General features: G+C 39.2%; 26 protein-coding genes and 6 tRNA genes. 29 read left to right on the plus strand and 3 right to left on the minus strand.

The window, feature by feature from the left end:
- From T498_RS0105140 to hisS, 3 genes are read left to right on the plus strand one after another with little or no spacing between them, the layout of a single operon-like run.
- Complete coding sequence (locus T498_RS0105140; RefSeq protein ID WP_028234993.1) at window positions 1–624, plus strand: MBL fold metallo-hydrolase; 624 nt, start codon at window positions 1–3, stop codon at window positions 622–624.
- Entirely contained in the window at window positions 621–2,060 is a 1,440-nt protein-coding gene (gene hemZ / locus T498_RS0105145; protein WP_036977874.1) for a coproporphyrinogen dehydrogenase HemZ, read from the plus strand. The genes T498_RS0105140 and hemZ overlap by 4 nt, the downstream gene beginning before the upstream one ends.
- Window positions 2,051–3,310, plus strand: coding sequence for a histidine--tRNA ligase (gene hisS, locus T498_RS0105150; protein WP_028234995.1), 1,260 nt, complete (start codon window positions 2,051–2,053; stop codon window positions 3,308–3,310). Before hemZ ends, hisS begins: the two co-directional genes overlap by 10 nt.
- Before the next feature lie 55 nt (window positions 3,311–3,365).
- On the opposite strand, the gene T498_RS0105155 is transcribed toward hisS, so the two are convergent.
- Window positions 3,366–4,448 carry a PTS transporter subunit IIC gene (locus T498_RS0105155; RefSeq protein WP_028234996.1) on the minus strand — a complete coding sequence of 361 codons (1,083 nt, stop codon included), beginning with the start codon at window positions 4,446–4,448 and terminating at the stop codon, window positions 3,366–3,368.
- Window positions 4,449–4,605: 157 nt separating this feature from the next.
- Between T498_RS0105155 and T498_RS0105160 the strand changes: the two genes are divergently transcribed.
- The 13 genes from T498_RS0105160 (at window position 4,606) to T498_RS0105220 (ending at window position 11,361) form a co-directional block, all read left to right on the plus strand.
- Window positions 4,606–4,953: a hydrogenase maturation nickel metallochaperone HypA/HybF gene (locus tag T498_RS0105160; RefSeq protein WP_028234997.1), complete on the plus strand. Its 348-nt coding sequence runs from the start codon at window positions 4,606–4,608 to the stop codon at window positions 4,951–4,953.
- A gap of 9 nt (window positions 4,954–4,962) precedes the next feature.
- Window positions 4,963–5,658: an MgtC/SapB family protein gene (locus T498_RS0105165; RefSeq protein WP_028234998.1), complete on the plus strand. Its 696-nt coding sequence runs from the start codon at window positions 4,963–4,965 to the stop codon at window positions 5,656–5,658.
- An 18-nt stretch (window positions 5,659–5,676) separates the two neighbouring features.
- Window positions 5,677–7,254, plus strand: a complete 1,578-nt coding sequence (locus tag T498_RS0105170) for a helicase HerA-like domain-containing protein (protein WP_028234999.1) — start codon at window positions 5,677–5,679, stop codon at window positions 7,252–7,254.
- Window positions 7,255–7,418: 164 nt separating this feature from the next.
- On the plus strand, window positions 7,419–8,036 hold the full coding sequence (locus tag T498_RS0105175) for a DUF3793 family protein (RefSeq protein ID WP_028235000.1): 618 nt from the start codon (window positions 7,419–7,421) through the stop codon (window positions 8,034–8,036).
- A gap of 28 nt (window positions 8,037–8,064) precedes the next feature.
- Complete coding sequence (locus tag T498_RS0105180; RefSeq protein WP_028235001.1) at window positions 8,065–8,496, plus strand: flavodoxin; 432 nt, start codon at window positions 8,065–8,067, stop codon at window positions 8,494–8,496.
- A gap of 266 nt (window positions 8,497–8,762) precedes the next feature.
- Window positions 8,763–8,837: transfer RNA gene (locus tag T498_RS0105185), tRNA-Pro, on the plus strand.
- Window positions 8,838–8,858: 21 nt separating this feature from the next.
- Window positions 8,859–8,929: transfer RNA gene (locus T498_RS0105190), tRNA-Gly, on the plus strand.
- A 25-nt stretch (window positions 8,930–8,954) separates the two neighbouring features.
- A tRNA-Arg gene (locus T498_RS0105195) sits at window positions 8,955–9,028 on the plus strand.
- Window positions 9,029–9,040: 12 nt separating this feature from the next.
- A tRNA-His gene (locus T498_RS0105200) sits at window positions 9,041–9,114 on the plus strand.
- Between the two features lie 46 nt (window positions 9,115–9,160).
- Window positions 9,161–9,232, plus strand: a tRNA-Gln gene (locus T498_RS0105205).
- 51 nt (window positions 9,233–9,283) lie between these two features.
- Window positions 9,284–9,356 (plus strand) — tRNA-Lys (locus T498_RS0105210).
- A 105-nt stretch (window positions 9,357–9,461) separates the two neighbouring features.
- Window positions 9,462–10,772, plus strand: a complete 1,311-nt coding sequence (locus T498_RS0105215; protein ID WP_028235002.1) for a Na+/H+ antiporter NhaC family protein — start codon at window positions 9,462–9,464, stop codon at window positions 10,770–10,772.
- Window positions 10,773–10,863: 91 nt separating this feature from the next.
- Window positions 10,864–11,361, plus strand: coding sequence for a shikimate kinase (locus T498_RS0105220; RefSeq protein WP_028235003.1), 498 nt, complete (start codon window positions 10,864–10,866; stop codon window positions 11,359–11,361).
- A gap of 22 nt (window positions 11,362–11,383) precedes the next feature.
- Here the strand turns inward: T498_RS0105220 and T498_RS0105225 are convergent, their stop codons facing one another.
- The gene (locus T498_RS0105225) at window positions 11,384–12,088 is read right to left on the minus strand and encodes a hypothetical protein (protein ID WP_028235004.1); all 705 of its coding nucleotides are present in this window, start codon (window positions 12,086–12,088) and stop codon (window positions 11,384–11,386) included.
- Between the two features lie 203 nt (window positions 12,089–12,291).
- Here T498_RS0105225 and T498_RS17055 point away from each other — a divergent pair, with 203 nt between their 5' ends.
- The 5 genes from T498_RS17055 (at window position 12,292) to T498_RS0105250 (ending at window position 16,844) form a co-directional block, all read left to right on the plus strand.
- Complete coding sequence (locus T498_RS17055; protein WP_028235005.1) at window positions 12,292–13,524, plus strand: DUF6273 domain-containing protein; 1,233 nt, start codon at window positions 12,292–12,294, stop codon at window positions 13,522–13,524.
- 9 nt (window positions 13,525–13,533) lie between these two features.
- Entirely contained in the window at window positions 13,534–14,289 is a 756-nt protein-coding gene (locus T498_RS14955; protein WP_051524609.1) for a GNAT family N-acetyltransferase, read from the plus strand.
- 3 nt (window positions 14,290–14,292) lie between these two features.
- Window positions 14,293–15,123 carry an AraC family transcriptional regulator gene (locus T498_RS0105240; RefSeq protein ID WP_028235006.1) on the plus strand — a complete coding sequence of 277 codons (831 nt, stop codon included), beginning with the start codon at window positions 14,293–14,295 and terminating at the stop codon, window positions 15,121–15,123.
- 48 nt (window positions 15,124–15,171) lie between these two features.
- Entirely contained in the window at window positions 15,172–15,813 is a 642-nt protein-coding gene (locus T498_RS0105245) for a peptidoglycan recognition protein family protein (protein ID WP_028235007.1), read from the plus strand.
- Window positions 15,814–15,920: 107 nt separating this feature from the next.
- Window positions 15,921–16,844 carry an AEC family transporter gene (locus tag T498_RS0105250; protein ID WP_028235008.1) on the plus strand — a complete coding sequence of 308 codons (924 nt, stop codon included), beginning with the start codon at window positions 15,921–15,923 and terminating at the stop codon, window positions 16,842–16,844.
- A gap of 19 nt (window positions 16,845–16,863) precedes the next feature.
- Here T498_RS0105250 and T498_RS0105255 read toward each other — a convergent pair whose 3' ends face one another.
- The gene (locus T498_RS0105255) at window positions 16,864–17,451 is read right to left on the minus strand and encodes an ECF transporter S component (protein ID WP_028235009.1); all 588 of its coding nucleotides are present in this window, start codon (window positions 17,449–17,451) and stop codon (window positions 16,864–16,866) included.
- A gap of 253 nt (window positions 17,452–17,704) precedes the next feature.
- Between T498_RS0105255 and T498_RS0105260 the strand changes: the two genes are divergently transcribed.
- The 8 genes from T498_RS0105260 (at window position 17,705) to T498_RS0105295 (ending at window position 26,418) form a co-directional block, all read left to right on the plus strand.
- The gene (locus T498_RS0105260; protein ID WP_028235010.1) at window positions 17,705–19,189 is read left to right on the plus strand and encodes an L-fucose/L-arabinose isomerase family protein; all 1,485 of its coding nucleotides are present in this window, start codon (window positions 17,705–17,707) and stop codon (window positions 19,187–19,189) included.
- A 184-nt stretch (window positions 19,190–19,373) separates the two neighbouring features.
- Window positions 19,374–20,831 (plus strand): xylulokinase, encoded by a 1,458-nt coding sequence (gene xylB / locus T498_RS0105265; protein WP_028235011.1) that lies wholly within the window; start codon window positions 19,374–19,376, stop codon window positions 20,829–20,831.
- Window positions 20,832–21,115: 284 nt separating this feature from the next.
- Window positions 21,116–22,156 (plus strand): helix-turn-helix transcriptional regulator, encoded by a 1,041-nt coding sequence (locus T498_RS0105270; protein ID WP_028235012.1) that lies wholly within the window; start codon window positions 21,116–21,118, stop codon window positions 22,154–22,156.
- Between the two features lie 147 nt (window positions 22,157–22,303).
- Window positions 22,304–22,552 carry a hypothetical protein gene (locus tag T498_RS0105275; protein ID WP_028235013.1) on the plus strand — a complete coding sequence of 83 codons (249 nt, stop codon included), beginning with the start codon at window positions 22,304–22,306 and terminating at the stop codon, window positions 22,550–22,552.
- 46 nt (window positions 22,553–22,598) lie between these two features.
- Window positions 22,599–22,769 (plus strand): metallophosphoesterase, encoded by a 171-nt coding sequence (locus T498_RS16695; protein WP_155951021.1) that lies wholly within the window; start codon window positions 22,599–22,601, stop codon window positions 22,767–22,769.
- 222 nt (window positions 22,770–22,991) lie between these two features.
- Window positions 22,992–24,026, plus strand: coding sequence for a LacI family DNA-binding transcriptional regulator (locus T498_RS0105285; RefSeq protein ID WP_028235014.1), 1,035 nt, complete (start codon window positions 22,992–22,994; stop codon window positions 24,024–24,026).
- 36 nt (window positions 24,027–24,062) lie between these two features.
- A complete protein-coding gene (locus tag T498_RS0105290) occupies window positions 24,063–25,268 on the plus strand; it encodes a hypothetical protein (protein ID WP_036977876.1) in 1,206 nt (401 codons plus the stop codon).
- Window positions 25,269–25,389: 121 nt separating this feature from the next.
- A complete protein-coding gene (locus T498_RS0105295) occupies window positions 25,390–26,418 on the plus strand; it encodes a LacI family DNA-binding transcriptional regulator (protein ID WP_028235016.1) in 1,029 nt (342 codons plus the stop codon).
- The last annotated feature ends 7 nt before the right edge of the window (window positions 26,419–26,425 follow it).

A 26,425-nucleotide genomic window follows, 5' to 3' on the forward strand; every position in this document is an offset into this window, starting at 1 on the left:
ATGAAAGTAGGAAAGGTTCTTTTACCGGCTGCAGCTGAAAATTGCTATGTGGCCATTAATGAACAGACTAACGAATCAATAATTATAGATCCAGGCTCAGCAGCAGAACGCATTAAAAATGCTGTTGCTCAGACTGGCACAACACCAGTGGCAATTCTTTTGACACATGGTCATTTTGATCATGCGGGAGAAGCTGCTACAATTGCAAAGGAATACAATATCAAAATATATGCTCATGAAGCTCAAGAGGAGGAACTCAAGAATCCTTCTCTGAACCTTTCTGGAGCAATGTATGGTAGCAGTGAGTCTTATAAGGCAGACTGTTTCCTTAAGGATGATCAGGAAATGGATTTAGCTGGTATGCATTTTAAATGTTTGTTTACTCCTGGTCATACACCTGGTGGTTGTTGTTTTTATTTCCCTGATGCAGGTGTAGTATTCACTGGCGATACACTGTTCTGCGGTTCGGTAGGCAGAACAGATTTCCCTGGCGGCTCAATGAGACAGCTTGTGAATTCAATCCGTTCAAAGCTGATGACGCTACCAGACGATACCATTTGCTATCCAGGCCATAACACGCCTACAACAATTGAAGAAGAGAGGATATACAATCCATACCTATGATATACGTAAGGTTGAATGAAGATAATTTTGAATATGATATTTATTCATTAGTAAAGGCCTTCTATCCAAAGGAGGAGGTGCGAATAGGCACCGAAGCTGCTCCAGAGGATGAAGGGCTTTTATTTTGTATGAATGTGAACTATGAGGATCATAAGCTCACGTTAGATGGCCGAGAGATTGAAATCGATTATTCTAACAGGCCTGATACTAAAAATAGATTAAAGCTTGCTATCTACGAAAGCTTAAGCGCACGCACGGGAAAGACTTTGCCATGGGGCACGCTTACAGGTATTCGTCCTACAAAGATTTCGCTTGGAATGATAGAAAACGGAGCAAGTGATGAGCAGGTCGCAGCCTACATGAAGGAGACTTATCTTACATCTCAGGAAAAGATAGATCTTAGCCTTCAGGTTTCCCATATGGAACATAAGCTGCTATCAAAGATTGATTATGATAATGGTTATTCTGTCTACATTGGCATTCCCTTTTGTCCAAGCACATGCTTGTATTGTTCTTTTACTTCTTACCCAATTGGATTGTGGACTAAAAAGCTGGATGATTATTTAGCAGCTCTTGAAAAGGAAATGGCTTTTACCGCAGAGGCATGTAAGGGAAAGAGTCTTACCACGATTTATATTGGTGGCGGAACACCTACCTCTTTGGACGAAGAGCATATGGAAAAGCTGCTTTCATTGGTAGACAAATACTTCGATACAGAATCATTGCTGGAATACACAATCGAGGCAGGCCGTCCAGATTCAATCACATATGAAAAGCTTCAGGTTATGAAGAATCATCCTGTGACACGAATCTCCATCAATCCACAGACAATGAATCAAAAGACATTGGATTTGATTGGGCGTTTCCACAAGGTAGAGGATATACACAAGGTATTCGGCTGGGCTAGAGAGCTTGGATTCGACAATATCAATATGGACATGATTCTTGGTTTGCCGGGTGAGACAATCGATGATGTGAAATACACATTGGATGAAATCAAGAAGCTGGCTCCTGATAATCTGACAGTACATTCCCTTGCTCTTAAGCATTCTGCTCGATTAAATATAGATAGGGAAGCCTATGATGATTATTTGATTGATAATTCCCAGAGTCATATGGATATTTGTCTTGAGGCAGCAAAAGATATGGGCATGGAACCATATTATTTGTATCGCCAGAAGAATATGGCTGCTAATCTTGAAAACATAGGTTATGCTACTGCTGGCAAAGAGGGGCTTTATAATATCTTGATAATGGAAGAAAAACAAACTATAATGGCACTTGGTTGTGGCACTGCCTGCAAGTTTGTTACAGATCATGGTGCTACAGTTACACGATGTGAAAATGTCAAGGATGTCCAGCTTTACATGGATCGAATTGATGAAATGATAGATAGAAAAAGAGAAAGACTTAGAGAGGATTTAAAATGGCTTTAAACAAGAAACCAGTCAATGGAATGAAGGATATACTTCCATACGAGATGGAAGTAAGAGACTATGTTACTTCAATAATCAAAGAAACATACCGTTCATTTGGATTTACACCTATCGAGACACCAGCTATGGAATCGATTGGCAATCTTTCAAATAAGCAGGGTGGCGAAAACGAAAAGCTTATCTTTAAGGTTATGAAGCGTGGCGAAAAGCTTAATATCCCTGAGGCTCAAAGTGAAGAAGATGTTGTTGATTTTGGTATGAGATACGATCTTACAGTTCCACTTTGCAGATTCTACTCTAATCACGCCAATGAATTAACATCTCCATTCAAGGCACTTCAGATTGGTTCTGTTTGGAGAGCAGATAGACCACAGCGTGGACGTTACAGACAGTTTACACAGTGCGATATCGATATATTGGGCGAGCCAAGCAACCTTGCTGAAATAGAGCTTATTCTTGCTACAACAACTACACTTGGCAGAATCGGATTTAAGAATTTCGAGATTCGTATAAATGAGCGTAGAATTCTTAAGGCTATGGCAGCATATGCTGGATTCGCTGAGGAAGATTACGATTCAATTTTTATCACACTTGATAAGATGGATAAGATAGGTCTTGATGGAGTATCAAAGGAGCTTCTTGAAGCTGGTTACCCACAGGAGTCTATTGATAAATATGTTGAGCTGTTTGGTGCTCTTGAAAATGTCAAGGATGTTGCTGCAGGTATGGATGTTTTACTATCTAAGCTTGGTGAATTCCTTGATGAAGAGGTTGCTGATTGGATGCGTGAAATTGCTACAGCTGTTAATGCAACTAAGGAAGCACAGTTTGAGCTTGTATTCGATCCAACACTTGTTAGAGGTATGAGCTATTATACTGGAACAATTTTCGAAATCGCTATTCCTGAGTTTGGTGGAAGCTGCGGTGGCGGCGGACGTTACGATAAGATGATTGGTAATTTCACAGGACAGAATACACCAGCATGTGGATTCTCAATCGGTTTTGAAAGAATCATTCTTCTTCTTATGGAGCAGGGCTTCAAGGTACCTGGAGCTAATAAGAAGGTAGCTTATTTAGTAGAAAAAGGATATCCAGCAGAGAAGCTTGCAGATGTTATGGCACAGGCAAAGGCTGCACGAGCTGAAGGCCAGACAGTGCTTGTAGTACGAATGAATAAGAATAAAAAGTTCCAGAAGGAACAGCTCTCAAACGAGGGCTATGAAGAATTTGTTGAGTTCTTTAATAGATAAAAATAATCCCCTGTACATATCAATCATTGTGATATGTACAGGGGATTTTGTTGTCTTAATCTAATTTTAAATCTCCGTCGTGGACCCAATTAAGTTGTCTGGCAACAGTGTTGAACAATGGGCAAAGGACAGCTGGAAGCACAAAGCAAATGAGTATGAGGCCTGCCCAATCCATAGTAGTGATTGCTGTCTTTGTGCCAGCAGCAATATCATTAAGCCAGCCTGTGTATACACCAATCTGTCCAACGAAACCGCAGGTTCCCATACCTGAAGAAACAGGTGTACCGTTCATCTCAAGCTTAAATAAGCAAGTGGCAAGTGGACCAGTGATTGCTGAGCAAAGAATTGGTGAAATCCAAATGCGAGGATTCTTGATTATATTTGGCATCTGTAACATGGATGTGCCTATTCCCTGAGAGATAAGGCCGCCCCATTTGTTTTCTTTGAAACTCATTACAGCAAAACCAACCATTTGAGCACAGCAGCCAGCAACGGCAGCACCACCAGCAAGACCTGTAAGCGATAATGCAGCGCAAATTGCGGCAGATGAAATAGGTAATGTAAGAGCGATACCCACAATTACAGATACGAGAATTCCCATGATGAATGGCTGTTTTGTGGTAGCCCACATAATCAATGTTCCAACTGAGCTTGCGGCTTTGCCGAGGGCAGGTGCCCACCAAGCTGATAACCCAACACCTACTGCGATTGTGGCAAGAGGTGTAATTAGAATATCGATTTTTGTTTCTTTTGAAACGGCCTTACCGATTTCTGCTGAAATAATGGCAATAAATAAAACAGCAAGAGGACCGCCGGCTTTACCAAGGGCATTTGAGGCAAATCCTACAGTACTCAGTGAGAATAGTACCAAAGGAGGTGCTTGAAGTGCGTATCCAATAGCAATGGCCATTGCTGGGCCACTCATTGCTGAAGCAAGTCCACCAACGGTATATTCTGCATCACCAACTGTAGCAACAGTAGTGGTCAAAAATCCAATACCAAACTGTGTTCCTATTGTATTGATGATTGTTCCGATTAGAAGTGAACAGAACAAACCTTGGGCCATGGCGCCCAGTGCATCAATAAGGTATCTTTTTACCGAGATTTCGATATTCTTTCTTTTTAAAAACTCTTTCATGACAAACTTTCTCCTAATTTAAAAATACAATTGAATTTATTATAACTAAAGGGCTTGCGTTAGACTAGCAAAAGTTAAGTATTATAAAATGTATTTGTCTATATCACCCATATGAAATAAAATATATGTAATAGATTTGATTTATTGAGGGGAAAATATGCACGAGTTGGCTGTCACAGAATACGTTTATAATATAGTCAAAAAACAGGCTGAGTTGAATAACGTAAACAAAGTAGAAAAGATTAATCTATTGATTGGAGACCAGTGTGACTACGTCCCAGAAATAATAGAAGAATATCTGCAAGTGATGAGTGAAGATTCACTACTTGATGGCGTAAAAGTTTGTGCAAAAATCAAAGAATCAAAGGTGCTCTGTAAAGATTGCGGCGCGCAGTTTACTCGCCATGAGTTTGACGGGAAGTGCCCAAAGTGCGGAAGTGAAAATCTAAAGCTTAATCGTTGCACGGATTTTATAGTCGATAATATTGAGGCATCACAGGAATAGGAGAAAAATATGGTAAATACGGTTATTGATTATTTGCAGGGGAATAGTGATATGGCGGTGGCTATTCGTCTTTTGCTAGCGACTTTCTGCGGCAGTCTGATAGGCTGGGAGCGTGTAGTAAGACGTCATAGTGCAGGAATTAGGACTTTTGCACTTGTGAGCCTTGGGTCTGCAGTTGCAGCAGTGTTAAACATTTATCTTGCTATGATACCGGATATGAATGCTGATGTTAGCCGTATCCCTGCAGGAGTTGTTAGCGGCATAGGCTTCCTTGGCGCAGGAACAATTATTGTAACTGGCAGAAACCAAATCAAGGGACTTACAACGGCAGCCTCGTTGTGGGTGGCATCTTGCATGGGCATGGCTTTTGGCGCAGGGTACATCACGGTAGGTCTTGTGTGTTTTGGTTTTGTGATGGTTGCCAATATCATATTGGTACACGTTAGCCAAAAAATAGAGGAAAACAGCCGTTACGTTAGTTTATATATAGAAGTTGAAGAGACAAACGGTGTCAAAAAGCTTAAAAAGAAGTTTATTGAGCTGGGATATCATATCAGCAGCATGAATAAGACCAAGGACAAGACTTTGTCAGGAAGTGATACAGCGCTTATGATTGAGCTTGATTTTGGTAGAAAGCATTATCATCAGGAACTTATTGATGAGTTGAACAATCTGGATTTTGTCAGTTATCTAGAAGAAGTATAGCGGTAGTGGAGGAACAATATGATTAGAGATGGAAAGATATGGGTAGGAAACACAGAAGCAGGAGAGCCAGTGTACATGCTTCCTAAAATGGCTAATAGACATGGACTTGTTGCAGGTGCAACAGGAACTGGTAAGACAATCACATTAAAGGTGCTTGCGGAATCATTTTCAGATATGGGTGTGCCTGTATTTCTTGCAGATGTTAAAGGCGATATTGCAGGGATGATAAATGCCGGTACTGATAGTGAGGATATGCAAAAGCGAATTGCAAAATTCGGATTAAACGATTATGGATTCAATTTCCACAATTATCCAGTGACATTATGGGATGTATATGGCAAAAATGGAATTCAGGTGCGTACAACTATCACTGAAATTGGACCGCTTTTATTGTCAAGAATTCTAGATTTAAATGAAATGCAAAGCGATATTTTGGCTATTGTATTTAAAATTGCAGATGACAATAATTTAGCGCTTATAGATACTAAAGATTTAAAGTCTATGCTTAATTATGTTTCAGAAAATAATAAGGAATTTGCTGCCGAGTATGGAAAGCTTAGCCCACAGAGCTTGGGCGCTATTCAGCGTGCTGTTGTATCACTGGAAATAGCCGGAGGCGACCAGTTCTTTGGTGAGCCAGCCCTTGATATCCGTGATTGGCTTACAGTTGGCGAGCAGGGCCGCGGCATGATTCATATTCTTGATAGCCAGAATCTTGTTAGCAACGGAACACTTTATTCGTCATTCCTCTTGTGGATGCTTTCTGAACTGTTTGAAATCATGCCAGAGGTTGGAGATTTGGATAAGCCTAAGATGGTATTCTTCTTTGACGAAGCGCACTTGCTATTTAAGGATATGCCAAAAGCATTATTAGATAAAATAGAGCAGGTAGTGAAGCTTATACGTTCTAAGGGCGTTGGTGTCTATTTTATTACCCAGAATCCTCGTGATATTCCAAATGGTGTGTTGGCACAGCTTGGAAATAAGGTGCAGCACGCACTTCATGCATACACACCTACAGAGCAAAAGGCTTTGAAGGCTGCGGCTGATTCATATAGAGAAAATCCTGCGTTTGACACTGCAGAAGTGATTGAAACATTAGGAACAGGAGAGGCTGTAACATCATTCTTACAGGAAGATGGAACGCCTACAATGGTTGAAAAGGTGTCTGTTTTACCACCACAGTCTAGAATGGGTGGAGTAGATGAAGCTACGAGAAATAATGCAATAATGGGAAGCATGCTTTACTCGAAATATGCAAATGCTGTAGATCCTGAATCTGCATACGAATTGCTCCAAAGAATTGGCGCTGAAAAGGCTGAGGCAGCCCAAAAGGCAAAAGAAGAGGCAGAAGTTGCTAAGGCGGCTGCAAAAGAGCAGGCAGCTAAAGAAAAGGCTGCTGAACGTGAAAAAGAGAAGGAGGCTAATCGTAAGAAACGTGCAGCTAAGTCTGTTGGAACAACTGTAGCTGGTACGGTAGGCCGAGAAGTAGGCAAAACAGTTGGTAAAAAATTTGGAGGAAAGTTTGGGCAGACGTTAGGTGGCAACACTGGAGCACAGCTTTTTAGAGGCATTCTTAATACATTGCTAAAATAAAATAATACTTAGGACCATTGGCTTAGCCAGTGGTCTTTTTTTCTCTAGTTGATAGTTTTTATTGATAAGAAAAAAATGTGAAAAAAGTGTTGACTTCAAACCTGCATTAGGTTATGATAACCGCAGTTAGCAATGGCTAACATGACGAGGGGGAAGCTAACATCATGTGTAAAGAAGTTTTTGAAATGATATGTGCCATGGACAGGCGAAAGGTTGAATTACAAATTGTACTACAGTGTGCACCAACTATAGCTGGCCTTAAAACTTCAAATCTTCTTATTGTCCCTAGAGAACAGGAGGATAAAGTTAGATTCGTTTTAAGGTATTCTGGACTTTTGGGGTATCGCCTGGTATATGACAGAAAACGAGTTATCTTCCTTGTATTTAATAAGGATATGCTTATGGCTTATCTTGCAAAAAAGGAAGTGAGAGAATTTCTGGCACAATACGGTTATCGCACTGATGCTTTTGGATATTCTCTTAGATTTTTCCAGGAAAGATATGAAGCTTTTATCCTTAGCAGAAAAGAGTTTCCACATGAGATGGGAGTATTTCTAGGGTATCCATTATGTGATGTGAAAGGCTTCATCACACACGGGGGAGATGAGTTTGAGATATCAGGGTATTGGAAAGTGTACGACAAGGCCGCTGAGAAACAAAAACTATTTGAAAAATTTGATTATGTTAAAGACGAGATGATACGTATGGTTTCCAAGGGATGTTCCGTTAAGGATATAGTATTGGAATATAGCAATGTGTCATCATCTCAAAAAGCAGTTTAGAATTAAACTTATCAAAGGAGAGGTTAACATGAGTAAGGTAAACGTAGTATTTTGGTCACAGTCAGGAAATACAGAAAGTATGGCAAATGCTGTAGGCGCTGGTGTTACAGCAGCTGGCGGCGAGGCTAACGTAGTATATGTTGGCGATGCTTCAATAGATGAACTCAAGCAGGCAAAGGCTTTTGCTCTTGGATGCCCAGCTATGGGTGCAGAGGTGCTTGAGGAAGGCGAGATGGAGCCATTTGTAACAGATTTAGAGGGCTTCGTTTCAGGAAAAACAATTGGTCTTTTCGGCTCATATGGATGGGGCGATGGACAGTGGATGCGCGATTGGGTTGATCGTATGACAGCTGCAGGCGCAACAGTAGTAAACGGTGAGGGCGTGATTTGTCAGGATGCCCCTGATGGAGCAGCAGAAGAAGCTTGTCAGGAACTTGGCAGAGCTTTAGCAGCAGTCTAATTAGGCTGTAGCTCTTACATTTTAAATTACCAATTTCCTTTCCCTGAGTTTCTAACCGGGTTTCTTAGGGAAGTTATTAGACTCCTTTTACAGCCTCCAGGTATGCCAGTGCCTGGAGGTATTTTTAAGAAGTTAGAATATCAGATATTTTTCATTAAATTCTAACAATTAAATTTGAGAAAAGCTGTTGACAAAGGCTTGATTCTCATATATACTCTCTATTGTTCGCGAGAGAGATAAGCACAACGAACAACGCATTAATATATCGGGGTGTGGCTCAGTTTGGCTAGAGCACCTGGTTTGGGACCAGGGGGTCGCAGGTTCGAATCCTGTCACCCCGACTTGAAAATAAATATTAATATGCGGGTGTGGTTCAATGGTAGAACATCAGCCTTCCAAGCTGAATACGTGGGTTCGATTCCCATCACCCGCTTTTTATTTTCTAAGTTTTTGAATATGTGTCAGTAGCTCAGCTGGATAGAGCAACGGCCTTCTAAGCCGTGGGTCGGGGGTTCGAATCCCTTCTGGCACATGTATTTATATGGTGGGTGTGGCACAGCTGGTTAGCGCGTCGGATTGTGGTTCCGAAGGTCGAGGGTTCGAACCCCTCTACCCACCCTGTTGCGGTAGCAACAAAGTAAATAAGGGCATTTAAGTCCTTTGTTGGGCTATCGCCAAGCGGTAAGGCACCAGATTTTGATTCTGGCATTCGCTGGTTCGAATCCAGCTAGCCCAGTTTCGAGTCTATGCCTTTTTATTATGGCAGCTCAGTACACTAATTAAATATGGGGTTGTAGCTCAGTTGGTAGAGCACCTGACTTTTAATCAGGTTGTCGGGAGTTCGAGCCTCCTCAGCCTCAGCAAATGAAAGCCTTCAGATTCGTCTGAAGGCTTTTTTTCTTGTTGAAGAAAACATCATTTATCAGTACAATGTAATCTGAAAAAAATTAAAGGAAATTTAAATAATGAACAAATCGAGTATTAAATCGGAGTCAAATCTTAAGGCTCTACTTCCTATCGCCTTATTTTTGATTTTATATTTAGGCAATGGAATTTACTTTCAGTATATTGCACCTATTGATGGGCAGATGGGATTCTACGTTGTATCAGTAGTTTTGTCTTTTACTTTTGCGTTGATTTTGGCATTTGCCCAGAACAGAGGAAAGAGTTTTGAAGAAAAGATACATATATGTGCATTAGGCATAGGTGATGACAACATTGTCACAATGCTGTTTATTTTTATATTAGCAGGAGCTTTTAGTGGAGTAGCTGGAGAGGCAGGTGGAGCGTCATCTACGGCTAATTTACTACTTAGTATCATTCCAGGTAGGTTTGCTGTGCCAGGCTTGTTTGTCATTGCGTGTCTTATTTCTATGGCTATGGGTACAAGTGTTGGAACAATCTCTGTACTTGTTCCTATTGCCTGTGCAGTTTCTAAAAATGGAGATCTTAGCCTTCCGCTGTGTGTAGGCGTAGTGGTAGGTGGTGCTATGTTTGGAGATAACCTTTCATTTATTTCAGATACTACCATCGCAGCTACTAAAACTCAGGGCATTGATATGAAGGACAAATTCGATGCCAATATAAAAATTGCATTGCCATCAGCTGTCATTACAATGATTGTTCTTGTAATCTATGCAATAAGAACTGGTGGAGCAAGTATAGGCAACTTTGATTATAATATCATGCAGGCCCTGCCATACTTCGTGGTATTGGCTCTGTCTATACTTAGCGTAAATGTATTTTTAGTTTTGCTATTTGGATGCTTTATGTTCATAGTGGTGGGAATGCTTACAGGCTCCCTAACTTATGTGTCTGGCCTTTCTTCCATGGGAGAGGGAATCACAGGAATGTTTGAGACGATGATTGTAACGATTCTTGTTGCATCAGTAGCGGCTCTTATCAGAGAGCATGGTGGATTTGAAGCAATTCTTGCATTGATTAGAAAAAATGCTGACACAAAAATGGGCGGTATGTTTGGAATAGCATTCCTTACTATGTTTATGGATTTAGCTACTGCAAATAACACAGTGGCGATTGTAATTGCCGCTCCAATCGCAAAGCATATCAGTGAAGAATATAACGTTGAGCCTAAAAAGACTGCTTCGTTATTAGATACTTGCTCTTGCATAATGCAGGGAATCATTCCATACGGTGCGCAGCTTTTGGTTGCATCGAATATTGCAAAGATAGCAAGCATCTCACTTATGCCTTATTTAATATATCCATTCGTACTTCTTGTATTCGTGGTTGTGTCTATCTTAAGGGAAAAATAAATTGAAATACTATGGAATTTGTTTGTAGAAATATGTTTTCAATTATGTCATAATACTGCTTAATTTAGATTGTATAAGAGGAGACCGAAGGATGAAAAACAACATTGTTTTGATTGGAATGCCAGGAGTAGGAAAGAGTACTTTAGGGGTTGTGCTTGCTAAGGAGTTAGGTTTTGAGTTTGTTGACGCTGATTTGCTTATCCAGAAGCGCGAAAAACGTCTCTTAAAGGAAATAATTGCCGAAGAGGGAATAGATGGTTTCCTTAAGATAGAAAACGACGTAAATGCCACAATAAGCGTAGATAAAACTGTTGTAGCAACAGGCGGTAGTGTTATCTATGGTAGTGAGGCCATGGAACATCTTAAAGAGATTGGAACAGTGGTATATTTAAAGCTGGATTATGATACTTTGGATAGCCGATTGGGAAGTCTTAAGGGACGCGGCGTTGTTCTTAAAGATGGACAGAATCTCAGAAGTCTATATGAGGAAAGAATTCCTCTTTATGAGAAATATGCAGATGTAATAGTTGATGAAGGTGGCCTTGATCTAGAGGCTACATTAAAAAAAGTTCTCGATGCCATCAAGTAGATGGCACGGGAACTTTTTTTACTTATCTTTCAGACATTTTTTTGTAGTTTGTTTTAATTAGCCACTGCTGGTCAATTATTTTAGTCTCTTCGCCGAAATTAATATAGAGGCTAACAGATGAAGCACCCTTTTCGATGTTTGTGATAGTACCCTCACCGAATTTAGGATGATTAACAACATCGCCTATATCGTATTTGATTTTAGCATTTTCCATTTTTTTATAAGCGCGTTGAGTGCGATATGTATCAAGCATCTGAACCTGTTTGTGGTCGACGCTTGGTCGTGTCAAAAGTGAATCAAAATCAACCTTTTTTAGGCTTTGACCTTCAACATAGTAGTCAGATGGAATAGCTCCGATTAGACTGCAGCAATATTTCCATGCGCTACCGTGAACGCCAGGCTGCCAGGTATACTCCTGAGGGATTGGGATATTTCTTGTCATGTAGTGAGCATACTCGTGCTTGTATAAGTTCATTCTATCTTCTTTGGAAAGTTGCTCGTTAAGGCAGAACCCAATAAAGAATAGTGAAAACTGGAAGTGTTCATCATCATCTGCTGATGGTGGCATATAAGATCCTAATGCTTTTTCATCCATACCGAAAGTGATAGGGACTTCGGCACCATGAAGACCAAGCTTATGGTCTAAAACTGAATAGAGGGCAGTGATTTCTGCTCTAAGAATTGGCTCTTCATCGTGAAGCATTTTAAACATTTGTTGTTTTGTCATTGTAACTCCTTAGTAATAAAAAATTCGTCAACAGAGAATTAGTATAGCAACTAAAAATCATCTTTTCAATTGGAAAAAGGTGAGATATTTGCGGGAAGAAATGGTGTTTTATTTGTTAAATCTTTCGTAATTGTTTGACTTTAAAAATACGTAAGCATAGTATAAAAATATAAAGGAAAGTGTCAGCTTTTTGGGGTATGAGTATGAAAAAAACTATTTATAAATTGAGGGTAATATTAGCGTTTTCGCTTGCTGTTTTTATGGCAGTGAGTCTTCTTGGAATATCATTTGATTCGCAAGCTGCAAAAAAGAAAAAATCAACTGGATCATATGCTGAAGGCGATGATGTAGCTTTTGGTAGATTGGATGGTACCGTCATGAGCTGGACTATCCTCAAATATGATGAAACTACCAAAGTGGCATTTGTGGTAGCAAGGAAGCCTCTCACTTCATACACGATAAAATCCTATAGACAAGCGATAGAAAAGAATTATATTAACACAGGCACAAAAGCCGGCTATGTTCGTTGGTCTGAGAACTACTGGCGTGGATGGTGCAACGAAGTATTCTATAAGGAAAACTTTACAGATGAAGAGCGAGAGAAGATTCAAAAGACTACGCTCACAAGCGAAGCGGCTAAGGCCAGTCTTATGAATTTTTATCATGATACATCTTTGGATGCATATTATACTGCAAACGGAAAAAAGAACTCACTGTACATGGATATTTATGAGAGCCAGACAACTAGCTCAGATTATATCTTTTTCCTATCGTCAGATGAATACACTGAATTTAAGGACAACATGAAGTTTGAGACAGGGTACAGTTGGCCACTCCGCACCAATGCATATGATGATCCTAACCAAGGCTTGTTTGTGGATGACAGCACTGGATTAATCAATAGAAATTACTATTATTCAGGTGATGGTATTAGGCCAGCGATGTATGTACAGCTTGGCGACCCAGAAGAGACTACGGAAGATAGCTCGAATTCTTCATCTACTTCAAATAAGACTAGCACGACTAGCTCTACTGCCAGCACTACCTCTACTTCAAAGAACGATGCACAGGCAACCACTACTGCCAGCACTACTAATACAGCGACAAATACTGCAGCAAGCTCAACTAACACTACTGTAAAAAAGAAGAGCTATGCTAATAATGGCACGAATATAGGAAACATTAATCTGCCTGACGATTCATCATATTCTATGACAGTAGGCGCAACGGCGCAGGCTGCTATTGATATGGAGTATTTAAATAGTACAGATAAAGAGTATACTGTAACATATAAGTCTTCCAATGCTAACGTATTTACGGTAGACTCAAGTGGAAAGCTTACAGCGGTAGGTTCAGGCACGGCTAATCTGACCGTTAGGATGAAAAAATCAAATGGTAAAATTTATACAATGTCATGTCGTATAGATGTTGCCTAGGAGTATACTTTGATACAGGAACAGTTTCTGAAAAATAAAATAATTGTTAACAGCTTAGATGAATTACAGCCTGACTATGAATGCGGCACCCTTGTGCTAGCCTCTAGCCAGGCTGTTATTGATGAGTGCAATGATAGAGGAATTCCTGTTGTAGGAGTGGAATCGGGCAATGGGAAACATTTGAATTGCTCGCAAATCATTATAGATGCGGAGCAAGTTGAAGATGAGGACTACGAGCGTATGTATCGAAGATGTGTTGGAGAGCCATGGCATATCGCATATACGAATCGATGCATAATAAGAGAGTATAAAGAGTCTGATTTAGATGCCCTGTTCGAACTATATGCTCAGCCGCATATGACAGATTATATGGAGCCGCTTTTTGATTATGAAGAAGAACTTCAATATGAAAGAAACTATATTGAGTACATATACAAACTATATGGCTTTGGAATGTGGTTGATTTTTGATAAATCCACAGGTAAACTGATTGGTAGAGCAGGAATCGAAGTGCGAGAATCCTGCGACAGAGATAATCAGGCAGAACTAGGCTTTGCGATTTCTTATTTTAGATGGCATGAAGGATTGGCTTTTGAAGTTTGCTCTAAAATTATAGAGATAGCAAAGACGGAATATGATCTCACAAGCCTTATAGCTAGATGTGATTCAAAGAACCTAGCAAGCGTAGGATTGCTTACAAAACTGGGGTTTTCACATGTAGGCTTCGAATCTGATGGAGATATGCGTTTTTTCAGGGAGATTTAATGTATGAATTTAAAAGAGTATCAACACGAAGTCGTTGTTACTGATGAGGGCTTACCATTCAAGCTCTTTGCGTTTGAAGGACAGGATGGTGGCTACGTCAGGGACAAGCATTGGCATCGTTCTATAGAAATTTTTGCTGTTTGGGAAGGTAAGCTGGAATTTACTTTACACGGTAAAAGATTCCCATTAAGTGATGGCGAATTTGTTATTGTAAATAGTAATGAGGTTCACAGTATTGCGGCGCCAGAGCCTAACAAGACAGTCGTCTTACAAATTCCTCAGGATACTTTTGCAGATTATTTTACAGATGACCAGTTCATCTGGTTTTCTCATGGCGACAGGGAAACTGACCACCGTGTGTTCACCCTTTTGCAGGAAATGTACTTAATCAATACCAATGGTGAGGAAGCTAACAAATTACAGGTTCTAAGCCTTTACTATGAATTGCTATATATTCTTGTAACTAAGTACAGAAAGTTCAACGTAAATGAGGAAATCCTAAAGAATAATAAGCAAATCAAAAAGCTTTCAAACATAACAAGGTATATGAAGGATCATTATGCTGAGAGCATAACACTTGAGTCCATGGCGGAGCAATTCAACTATTCGCCGTCCTATCTGTCTAGAATGTTTCAGAAGCATGCGGGAATTAATTTCAAGGATTATCTGCTTGGAATCAGATTGGAGCATGCAGTTAGGGAATTGGAAGAAACTAATGGGCAGATTGTAGATATTGCATTAGGAAATGGCTTTCCGAATTCTAAGGCATTTTCAAATGCCTTCAGAGATAAGTATGGCTTGCTTCCAAGCGAGTATCGCAAGCGTTCAGAATAAGAGAAAACGGATAGAGATTGAGAAAAATAACTAGAAAGAAGGAACAAAATGTATTCTCAATCAAGAAGAAAAAGACGCCGCAGGCGCAAAAAGAGAACTTCAAGATTTCTATTTTTGATTTTAGAAATCATACTATTAGTAGTTCTATTATATGTGGCTTATCAGGTACTTAGTCAAAAGGACCCAATAGAGGTTGCGCATAGTATCGAAGAAAATGGAGATTATCCAGAGTGGATAGATGTACAGTATATTGATGAAGGAAATCCATCCAGAGTAGGAGAGCAATTGGATGGAATAAACGATATAGTGATTCACTACGTAGGAAATCCTGGCACAACAGCACAACAAAATAGAGATTTTTACAATCACATGGATTCAAATGTGTGCTCCCATTTCGTGGTGGGAATTGATGGTGAAGTGATTCAGTGTCTTCCCCTTTATGAAAAATCTGAGGCTAGCAATGACAGAAATCACGACACCATTTCTATCGAAGTTTGTCATCCGGATGAAGAGGGCAAATTCACTGATGAGTCGTACCAATCTCTGATAAAACTTGTAGATTGGCTAATGGATGAGTTCGATTTAGATACAGACCATGTGATAAGACACTACGATGTAACAGGCAAGGAATGCCCTAGGTATTATGTAAGAAATGAAGATGCCTGGGAGCAGTTTAAACGGGATTTGTAGATTAGAAGGATAAATTAATTATCAATGAGGCGGTGGGAAAAATCCGCCTCATTTTTATTTGAATTTTGATAGAATATAATAGATGCTGATTATTGGAGGAGAATGTTTTGATAAGCATATTACTTGCAAAAAAGATTGTAGAGTTTTTTATATTTATTTTGTTTGGTTTCTTAATGGTGCGCTGTCATATACTAAAATCGGAAGATTCAGAGATTGTCACAAAGCTATGTATTTATCTTATGACACCTGCAATCATCATAAACGCATTTCAAATAGAGGCTACAGGAAATGTGGTAAAAGGATTAGGTCTTGCCTTCATAAATGCGATATTGATTCATGTGATTTGCATAGTTTTAGCACGTATTTATAGCAAGCTTACAAATGCAACAGAGGTAGAACGAGCATCTATCATCTACTCTAATGGAGGCAATTTGATAGTTCCAATAGTTGGAGCAATATTAGGTGATGAATGGGTAGTGTATTCGGCAGCTTTTGTTGCAGTGTTTAATATTTTCGTATGGACTCATGGAAGAAGCATCTTTACAAATGAAAGTCAAATCCCATGGAAGAAGATTCTACTTAATGTAAACATTTTATCTATAGTAGTAGGGCTTGTAATGTTGATATTCAAATTCCAATTTACAGGGATTGCTGCTGGAGTGATTTCTTCACTTGCAGATATGGTGGGCCCTGTATCAATGATCATTGTGGGAATGGTTATTGGTGGAATGAAATTGGGGGAGCTTTTCACCAACAATAGAATATGGGGAGTGATTGCCATGAGACTAATCATCTGCCCATTAGTGATTATGATAATAATGAGATTGCTTCCGATTGAATCATGGCTGACAGGCGGAAAGACAGTAATGCTTGTTTCTTTTTTAGCAGCATGTGCTCCTTGTGCAGCCACGATTAATCAGTTTGCAATTCTTTATTCGAAAGATTCGAAATATGCAAGTGCAATAAATGTATTGTCTACGTTATTGTGTATCATAACAATGCCTCTTATGGTGTATTGTTTTCAAAAATGAGATACAGTAATTGCACTATCTAGTTTGTGTGTCGCAATGGGATGAGGTTTGCTTTATAAAGTACTGGACGTAAAGCGTTAAATAAAATTACGCTGGCAACCGCATTTATCACAGCATTGATTATAGTTGCATATGTAGTAACGGCCACAAGAGCGTCGATTGCAGCAGTGGCTTTTTCAGCATTTGGAGTCAGTAAGGTGTACCATACATATTTGAGTGTAGGTTCGAAAACGCAGTTGAAACCAAGTCCCGCAACAGCAGCAATTATTGACCATCTTATAACATAAGCATTGTCATGCGACTCGGAAATCTTTGCAATTTTGTGGGCCACGAGGCCTACAATCAATCCGATGACAAGCTTAGTAATAAATGTTCTTGGAGAAGATTCAGCATACCCAGATAGAATATCTGCTAAAGCAAGTCCAATTGCACCAGACAATCCACCATATAATCCGCCTATGAGCAATGCGGCAAGTACAACAAATGCATTGCCTAAATGAACCTTAGTACTATTGGCGTTAATCGCAGGAAACACCGCGTAGCCCACGTAGCATAAAGCAGCCATTAATCCAGATATTGTTAGTTTTGTAATGTTATCGTTTCTCATAATATCCTCCTTTGTAACTTGGTTTATTGGAAAAGATACTATAATAAAGCTGACATTAATAAAAGTGATAGATTTGAGAAAAATTTAAGGGACAGATGTATAAGCGAGTGTTTTCAATTAAAATGTCAAAAAAGTGACATCACATAGTAAAGATTTAAAAGTCTCTGTCGGGATTATTTTGATAATATTTCATTATCAGATGACCGACAGAGATTTTTTATTTCGGAGAGGTTTGTAAAAGGAGGATATTACAATGAACAACATGCCAAATGTAAAAATTGGTGTAGTAGCAGTTTCACGTGACTGCTTTCCAGAAAGCTTATCAGTAGACAGAAGAAAGGCACTTATCGCTGCATATACAAAGAAGTACGGAGCTGATCATATTTATGAGTGTCCAGTATGTATCGTTGAGAGCGAGATTCACATGGTACAGGCTCTTGAGGATATCAAGAAAGCTGGATGTAACGCACTTTGCGTATACCTTGGAAACTTTGGCCCAGAAATTTCTGAGACACTTCTTGCAAAGCACTTTGATGGACCTAAGATGTTTATTGCAGCAGCAGAAGAGTCAGGTAACAGCCTTCTTGATGGTAGAGGAGATGCTTACTGCGGTATGCTTAACGCATCTTACAACCTTCAGCTTCGTAATGTAAAGGCTTACATTCCAGAGTATCCAGTAGGTGATGCTGAGGATTGTGCAGATATGATTCATGAGTTCGAGCCAATTGCTCGTGCCGTAATCGCACTTTCAGATCTTAAGATTATCAGCTTTGGTCCAAGACCAATGAACTTCCTTGCTTGTAATGCACCAATCAAGCAGCTTTACAACCTTGGTGTTGAAATCGAGGAGAACTCAGAGCTTGATCTTTTCGAAGCATTCAACAAGCACGCTGGTGATAGCCGTATCCCAGAGGTTGTTGCAGATATGGAGAAGGAGCTTGGCGCTGGCAACAAGAAGCCAGAGGTTCTTGAGAAGCTTGCTCAGTACGAGCTTACACTTAAGGATTGGGTTCGTGATCACAAGGGATATCGTAAATACGTAGCAATCGCTGGCAAGTGCTGGCCTGCATTCCAGACACAGTTTGGTTTTGTTCCTTGCTATGTAAACTCTCGTCTTACAGGTGAAGGAATCCCTGTATCATGTGAGGTTGATATCTATGGATGTCTTTCAGAGTTCATCGGAACAGTTGTATCAGAGGATGTTGTAACACTTCTCGATATCAACAACTCAGTACCAAAGGATATGTACAACGAGGAAATCAAGGGTAAGACAGATTACACACTTGAGGATACATTCATGGGATTCCACTGCGGAAATACATGCTCTAGAAAGCTTGCATTCTGTGAGATGAGAAACCAGAAGATCATGGCTAGAGCACTTCCTGTAGAGGTTACAAACGGAACACTTGAAGGTGATATTGCTCCAGGTGAAATCACATTCTACAGACTTCAGTCTACAGCTGACAACAAGCTTCGTGCTTACATTGCACAGGGTGAAGTTCTTGATGTTCGTACAAAGTCATTCGGTTCAATCGGTGTATTTGCAATCCCTGAGATGGGACGCTTCTATCGTCACTGGTTAATCGAGAAGGGATTCCCACATCACGGAGCTGTTGCATTCGGTCACTTCGGAAAGTCACTCTTCGAGGTATTCAAGTACATCGGAGTTGATGTAGACGAAATCGGATACAACCAGCCTGCAGGCGTAAGATATCCTACAGAGAATCCATGGAGATAATTTAAACTGAGATGTGACTGACTTGAAGGTTAGCATGCTCCCGCAGGCCACCTTCCATACTCGGTCAAGGGAACCCTCCCGCCCGGTGTAGGTCCCTCCCTTGACCGGTATGGAGCCTTCCTGCTCGCGCTGCTTAGTCTATGAGTCAGTCACTTTTTATTTATATGAATAGGAGATTATAGTTATGTATTATATCGGAGTTGATTTAGGAACTTCTGCAGTTAAGCTACTCCTGATGTCAGGGGATGGCACGATTGCAAAAATCGTTTCAAAAGAATACGCTCTTAGCTTCCCACATCCAGGTTGGTCTGAGCAGAAGCCAGAGGACTGGTGGACACAGGTAGTAGCTGGTATTAAGGAGCTTACTTCAGAGGTTGATAAGAGCCAGGTAGCAGGTATCAGTTTCGGTGGTCAGATGCATGGCCTTGTTACTCTTGATGCTAATGACAATGTTATCCGTCCAGCAATTCTTTGGAATGATGGTCGTACAGGAAAAGAGACAGAGTACTTAAATACAGTAATCGGAAAGGATAAGCTTTCTCAGTATACAGCAAACATCGCTTTTGCTGGTTTTACAGCTCCAAAGATTCTTTGGATGCAGGAGAATGAGCCAGATCTTTGGGCTAAGGTTGCAAAGATTATGCTTCCTAAGGATTACATCGCTTACAAGCTTTCAGGAAGCTTCTGCACAGATTATTCTGATGCCAGCGGTATGCTTCTTCTCGATGTAAAGAACAGATGCTGGAGCAAAGAGATGATGGATATTTGCAAGGTATCTGAGTCTCAGCTTCCAAAGCTTTATGAGAGCTACGAAGTAGTAGGAACAATCAAACCAGAAGTAGCAGCAGAGCTTGGCTTTACAAATGATGTTAAGATTATTGCAGGTGCTGGAGATAACGCTGCAGCAGCTGTTGGTACTGGTACAGTTGGAGAGGGCAAGTGTAACCTTTCTATCGGTACATCTGGTACAATTTTCATCTCTAGCAAGAACTTTACAGTAGACCCTGCTAATGCTCTTCACTCATTTGATCACGCTGATGGTGGCTATCACCTTATGGGATGTATGCTTTCAGCTGCATCATGCAATAAGTGGTGGATGGATGAAATCCTTAAGACAAAGGATTATCCAGCAGAGCAGGCAGGCATCAAGAATCTTGGTGAGAACCGTGTATTCTACCTTCCATACCTTATGGGAGAGCGTAGCCCACACAACAACCCAGATGCACGTGCTATGTTCATCGGAATGTCTATGGACACAACTCGTGAGGATATGACACAGGCAGTTCTTGAAGGTGTTGCTTTCGGTCTTCGTGATTCACTTGAAGTTGCACGTAGCCAGGGCATCGTTATTGAGCGTTCTAAGATTTGCGGTGGTGGTGCAAAGTCTCCATTATGGCAGCAGATTATCGCTTCAGTTATGAACCTTAAGCTTGATATCTTAGAGAACGAGGAAGGCCCAGGACTTGGTGGTGCTATCCTTGCAGCAGTTGGCTGTGGTGAGTACGCATCAGTTGAAGAGGCTTGCGATAAGCTTGTAAAGGTTAAGACTACAGTTGAACCTGATCCAGAATTAATTCGTAAATACGAAGAAAGATATCAGGAATTCAAGAAGCTTTACCCAACAGTAAAGACATTATTTTAAAATAGAATAACACATTAAAATAGAATCATAATAAGATGAAAAAATGGGACAGGTCATTTGTGATCAATGTCATTAAGTTAAGATGACGAAACCAAAGATCTCAGTATTAGAAATAATACTGGGGTCTTTTTATGGGGACTGTTGATGACAATGGGGTTAGCTTTACGAAGATGTATTAGATTGACAAAGTTATTAAAAGTTATTAAACTTATTATAAGTTATTAAAAGTTATTAAACTTTATAAAAGTTATTAAAACTTATTAAACTTTGTGAAAGGGAACACTATGTCTAATCCATTTAATATCAGTTTTGGTAAAGAGCCAGCCAGATTAATTGCTAGAACGTCTCAGGTGAAAAAGGTAATAGATACATTTAACAGTGAACATCCATCTACCCAGGCATATATGATTACTGGAGTTAGGGGATATGGTAAGACAGTTACTATGACATACATTGAACATGAACTTGCCAAAGATGATACTTGGATTACGGTACCACTAAATCCTAATATGGATTTACTAGAGGCTTTGGCTGCACACTTGTGTGAGAATAAAATATTAGCCGCGGCTTTCACTAAAGCAGACATAAATGTTTCAGCTTTTGGAATAAGTGCAAGCATCGGTTCTGATAGACCGGCAGCTACCGTGGAGGTTCAGCTTATAAAGATGCTTAAGGTCGTAAAGAAGCTTGGCAAAAAGGTTCTTATAACAATAGATGAAGTTGTTAAAAACGATAATCTGATTGCATTTGCATCATCTTTTCAGACCTTCATACGAGAAGATTATCCTGTGTTTTTGCTTATGACAGGACTTTTTGAAAATATACGAAACCTTCAGAATGAGAACACTTTAACCTTCTTATATAGAACTCCAAGAATTGATTTAAAGCCCCTTGGAATTGTTGGAATGGCTAACAATTATAAAGAGGTTTTTGATATTACTTCTGACGAAGCAGAAGAGATGGCTAGATTTACAAAAGGATATCCATATGCCTTTCAAACTCTTGGGTATTTAAAATGGGAGAACAATCAATCATTGGGAAATCTTATCCCAGAGTTTGACGGTATGATGGAAGATTTTGTTTATGAAAAAATATGGTCTGAATTATCTGAAGGAGACAAGAAGGTAATTCAAGCTATTTCAAAAAATGGTGGTGTTATGAAAACAAAAGATATTCAGACTGCGACTGGAAATACTTCTAGTAGTTTTTCTACATATCGCAAGCGCTTGAATGAAAAAGGTTTGATTGATGTCTCAGATTATGGTCAGGCGAAACTTACGCTACCTAGATTTGGAGAAATCGTAAATGCTTGGGGAGAAATATAAATTAAGAAACGAATAGATTTGACCAGCTGGAAATTTATCCAGCTGGTTTTTGTATTCGTGAAATTTACGAAGGTAGAAAAAAGAACCTTGTATACTGTTTATATCAATTAATGATTTATTAAAAAGATATTGCAGAAAGGAAAATTTATGAATGCAAAGCAAGTAATTGAATTTGTTAATGAGTATGTGAAAGAAAAGAGAAGTTTATTCATCAGACCATCTGAATCGTTCGAAGTAATTGAGGATGATATGCTATTGTTCAACAAAGTGTTTGATTTGGCACAGGAGATAGCACCATTTGACGAATGGCGAGATGACACAGATAGAATGTTTTGGATTAATGAAGAGAATGAGTGGTTTTATTTATATCTCGCGGAATGGCTATTTATGCAATGAGTGATATTCATGGGATGTATGAGCCTTTTATTAGAAGAAAAAACAATTGAACAATTTGGAATCTGTAAAAGCCGGCAAAGATAAATTGATACTCTTAGGAGATTATATTGATATTGGTAACAATAGTTTCAAGGTCCTAAAAACTATATATGAACTTCAAAAAGAAGTCGGCGCTGATAACATGATTGTTCTGATTGGCAATCATGACAAACTGTGATCTGTCCCTTTTTGAATCTATAACCTTGAGCAAATCTAATATGCTATGCTAAAATGCAAATGTAAGGGTGCAAATGTAAAGTAAAAAGTGACAAAAACTATGCATTTGCCTCTTGTATTTATTGTTGAAATAAAAAATCGTTTGTATAATTCCTTTTAAAGACGTCTTTAAATCAATGAAAAGGAGAAAAGGATAGTATTAGAAGGGTGAAAGGATAGTATTATGGCGAAGAAAGCTGTAACTCAAAGTAGAATAGCAGATGCTCTTGGGGTATCTAGAAACACAGTGTCAAAGGCTTTGAATAACGAAATTGGAGTATCAGAGGAGCTTAGGAAGAAAATCCGCGATACGGCTATTGAAATGGGATACAACAAGCTTATAGTTTTAGACGAAAAAGGTGGCATTTATAAACAAAATATTGCTTTGGTATGCATTGGAAATGCTCTTGTTGATAGCTATTGGAATTCATTTATAGTGGCTTTAGACAAGCGGCTTAAGAGTCTGAATTACAATATGACCTTGTGCTTTTTAGAGGAAGAGGATGACAAAAATCTTCGTATTCCAGATAATCTATCTTCAAGCTATGTTGCTGGAATAGTTTTTATTGGTGTTTGTACAAAGGCATTTGCTAAGAGGTTGATGCAGTTAAAAATACCAACAGTGTTTATTGATACTTTCTGGGATGTAGATATTAACAATCTATTTTCAGATACACTTCTTATAGATAATTACCACTCTGTATATGAGATTACCACCCGTTTGATAAAAGACGGTCATAAACGTATTGGATTTTTGGGGGATATTTACACCTGTAAAAGCTATTACGAGAGATTTATGGGATATAAGGATGCTCTCAGAGATAACAACATCCAATATGATGAAAAGCTATGTGCCATGGGAGAAAACATTGCAGGCACATATACAGATGAGAATTATTTTTATAAGCTGTTTAAGGCTATGGATATAAAGCCTACTGCCATGGTTTGTTGCAACGATAGATATGCTATGCAGTTTATGATTAGCATAAAAACTGGTGGCTATCAAGTGCCACAGGATATTGCTGTCGCAGGGTTTGATAATCTGAAGGAATCGACATATTTTTATCCAACCCTTACTACTGTTGAGGGCAATAGAACTCAACTGGGGAATCGTGCCGCTGAGCAAATTGTTAAGCGTATCAAATTTCCGGCTGAGCAATTTGAATTAGTAAGATTACAATCAACACCTATTTATAGAGATAGCACAAAGCATAAATAATATCTTTATCTTCTATACTTTTCTTAAATCAATCACATGGAAAAACTAAAAATTGAATTTTCGTCTGAACCAGTCATTGAACCTAAAAAGGGATGTGACTGGGCGGACACAATGGTGCTTAATCCTGCGTTATTTTTGGATGATGATGGAAAGACTATTCACATGCTTTTTCGAGCTACGGGACCTTGGCCAAAGAAGAACCTTAAGGGGGTTTCTGACCCATATCCTATTTTTTTAGGATATGCCCAAAGTACCGACTTAGGAGATAGCTTTCAAGCAGATTTCAGCAGACCTGCTCTTGCCCCTGCACTTGAATATGATAAAGAGAAAATGTTTATCGTAAATACGATAGGAGAAAAGGTTATAAATTTCGCCAATGGTTGCGTTGAGGATCCTAGAATTTTTACAGTAGAAGGTAAAACTTATCTAACGGTAGCGTCTCGACTTTTCCCACCCGGACCATATTGGGAAAAGGATGCCAGAAGAGACAATCTGCCTGATTGGGTTTTTGAGGATGAAACTGCTGTTGAAGTATGCGCAAGAAGAAATGATACAGTAACTGTTTTGTTCGAGCTCAATGTAGATAGATTAAAGGCTGGGGATTATGAGAAAGCTTTTACCTATGTTTGTCCTCTGACAGATGGTGCCTTAAGTGACAATAGAGATGTTTTTTTCTTTCCTAAAAGATTTAAAATCAATGGAAAAATGCAGCTTTTAATGCTCCATCGACCAGACAATCCAAGCAAGTTTGAAGGCGTTACTGATGTGACGACTCCTTCCATTATGCTTGCAGCAGCAGAGACATTTGAGGATTTTGCTACTGGAAAGGCAACAAATGTACTTCTTGCAACAAGCAAATTTGACTGGGAATCGGAACGAGTAGGCGCAAGCTTTCCACCTATAGACCTTGGAGAAGGAAAATGGTTAGTATCATACCATGGCAAGCAATTGCCAGACTATGGGTACACACAATCATTCATGATTCTTCAAGAACAGGAGGATGACTTCCCTAAAATCATTCATAGAATGTCTGATAGATTAATCTATGCAAAACAGGATTGGGAGCTTCCTGATAAATTCCCATGTCCATGTATTTTTACCACAGGGGCTGTAGTAGTGGATGACACTCTTATAATGGGATACGGAGCTGCTGATCAAAAGATTGGTATAGCAAAGGTTTCGTTATCAGTACTTGTTGAATATGTAAAATTATTTGACGCAGAGGGGGTAAAGAGTAATTAATTTGTTGAAATTAAATTAAAATTAGTTAAATTATGATATATTTGATTTAAAATTAGCTAATTAAATGTTATACTTTTTCTAAACTATAATAGATTATCTTTAATAGGATAGGAGTAGAGAGATGGCAAAAAGCGTAAAGCTAGCAGATATTGCTAAGGAATTAGGTGTAAGTGCTGTTACAGTTTCTAAGGCATTATCGGGGCAGAAGGGTGTCAGTGAGGAAATGCGAGAGAAAATTGTGGAGCTGGCAGATGAGTTGGGCTATAAGCAGCCTTCTGCAAATAAAAAGCAGGAACAGTCTTCTAAAAGCTTTAATATTGCAGTTATAGTACATGAGCGTTATTTGGATAAATATGACTCCTTCTATCTTAGGCTTTACCAAAAAATAGCTGCAAGCACCGCTTCATTGGGATGTTTGTCACTTATGGAAGTGGTCAGCTTTGATGCAGAAAGAGACTGCAAAATTCCAATGGTTATAGATGAAAATAAAGCTGATGGATTTATCTTTATAGGTAAATTCTCCAAGGAATATATTCATAATATAAATAAGCAGGTGCCACAGGCTTTATGTGTATATCTAGATTCCAGTGATGCCAGACTAAATGTGGATTCTGTTATTTCAGATAGCTTTTATGGAGCCTATTATCTGACAAATTATCTCTTTGAAATGGGACATACTGAGATTGGTTTTTTTGGTAATGTTATGGCTACAAGCTCCATAACTGATAGATATTTAGGTTATGCCAAATCCCTTATGGAGCATGGAAGGGATATTGAAAAGAATTGGATTATAGATGATAGAAGTGAGGAAAGTGGATTTATGTATTCCTCGGATGAAATCACTCTTCCAAAAATTCTTCCCACAGCTTTTGTTTGTAACTGTGATTTGGCAGCCAGCACAATGATTAAGAGACTGGAAAATGAAGGGTATAAAGTACCTGAGGATTTTTCAGTAGTTGGTTATGATAATTTTCTGTTCCCAGGTCTCTGCGATGTAGAGCTTACTACTTACGAAGTTGATATGGATGAAATGGTTCGTATGTGCCTGGATTTGCTTATTAAAAAGCTGGAAGGAAAGCCATATAAAAAGGGTATAAATATTGTTGAGGGCAAACTTATAGTAAGAGCAAGTGTTAATCCTAAACGTTAGTATTTAG

This window comes from Pseudobutyrivibrio sp. MD2005, from assembly GCF_000621865.1.
GTDB lineage: Bacteria > Bacillota > Clostridia > Lachnospirales > Lachnospiraceae > Pseudobutyrivibrio.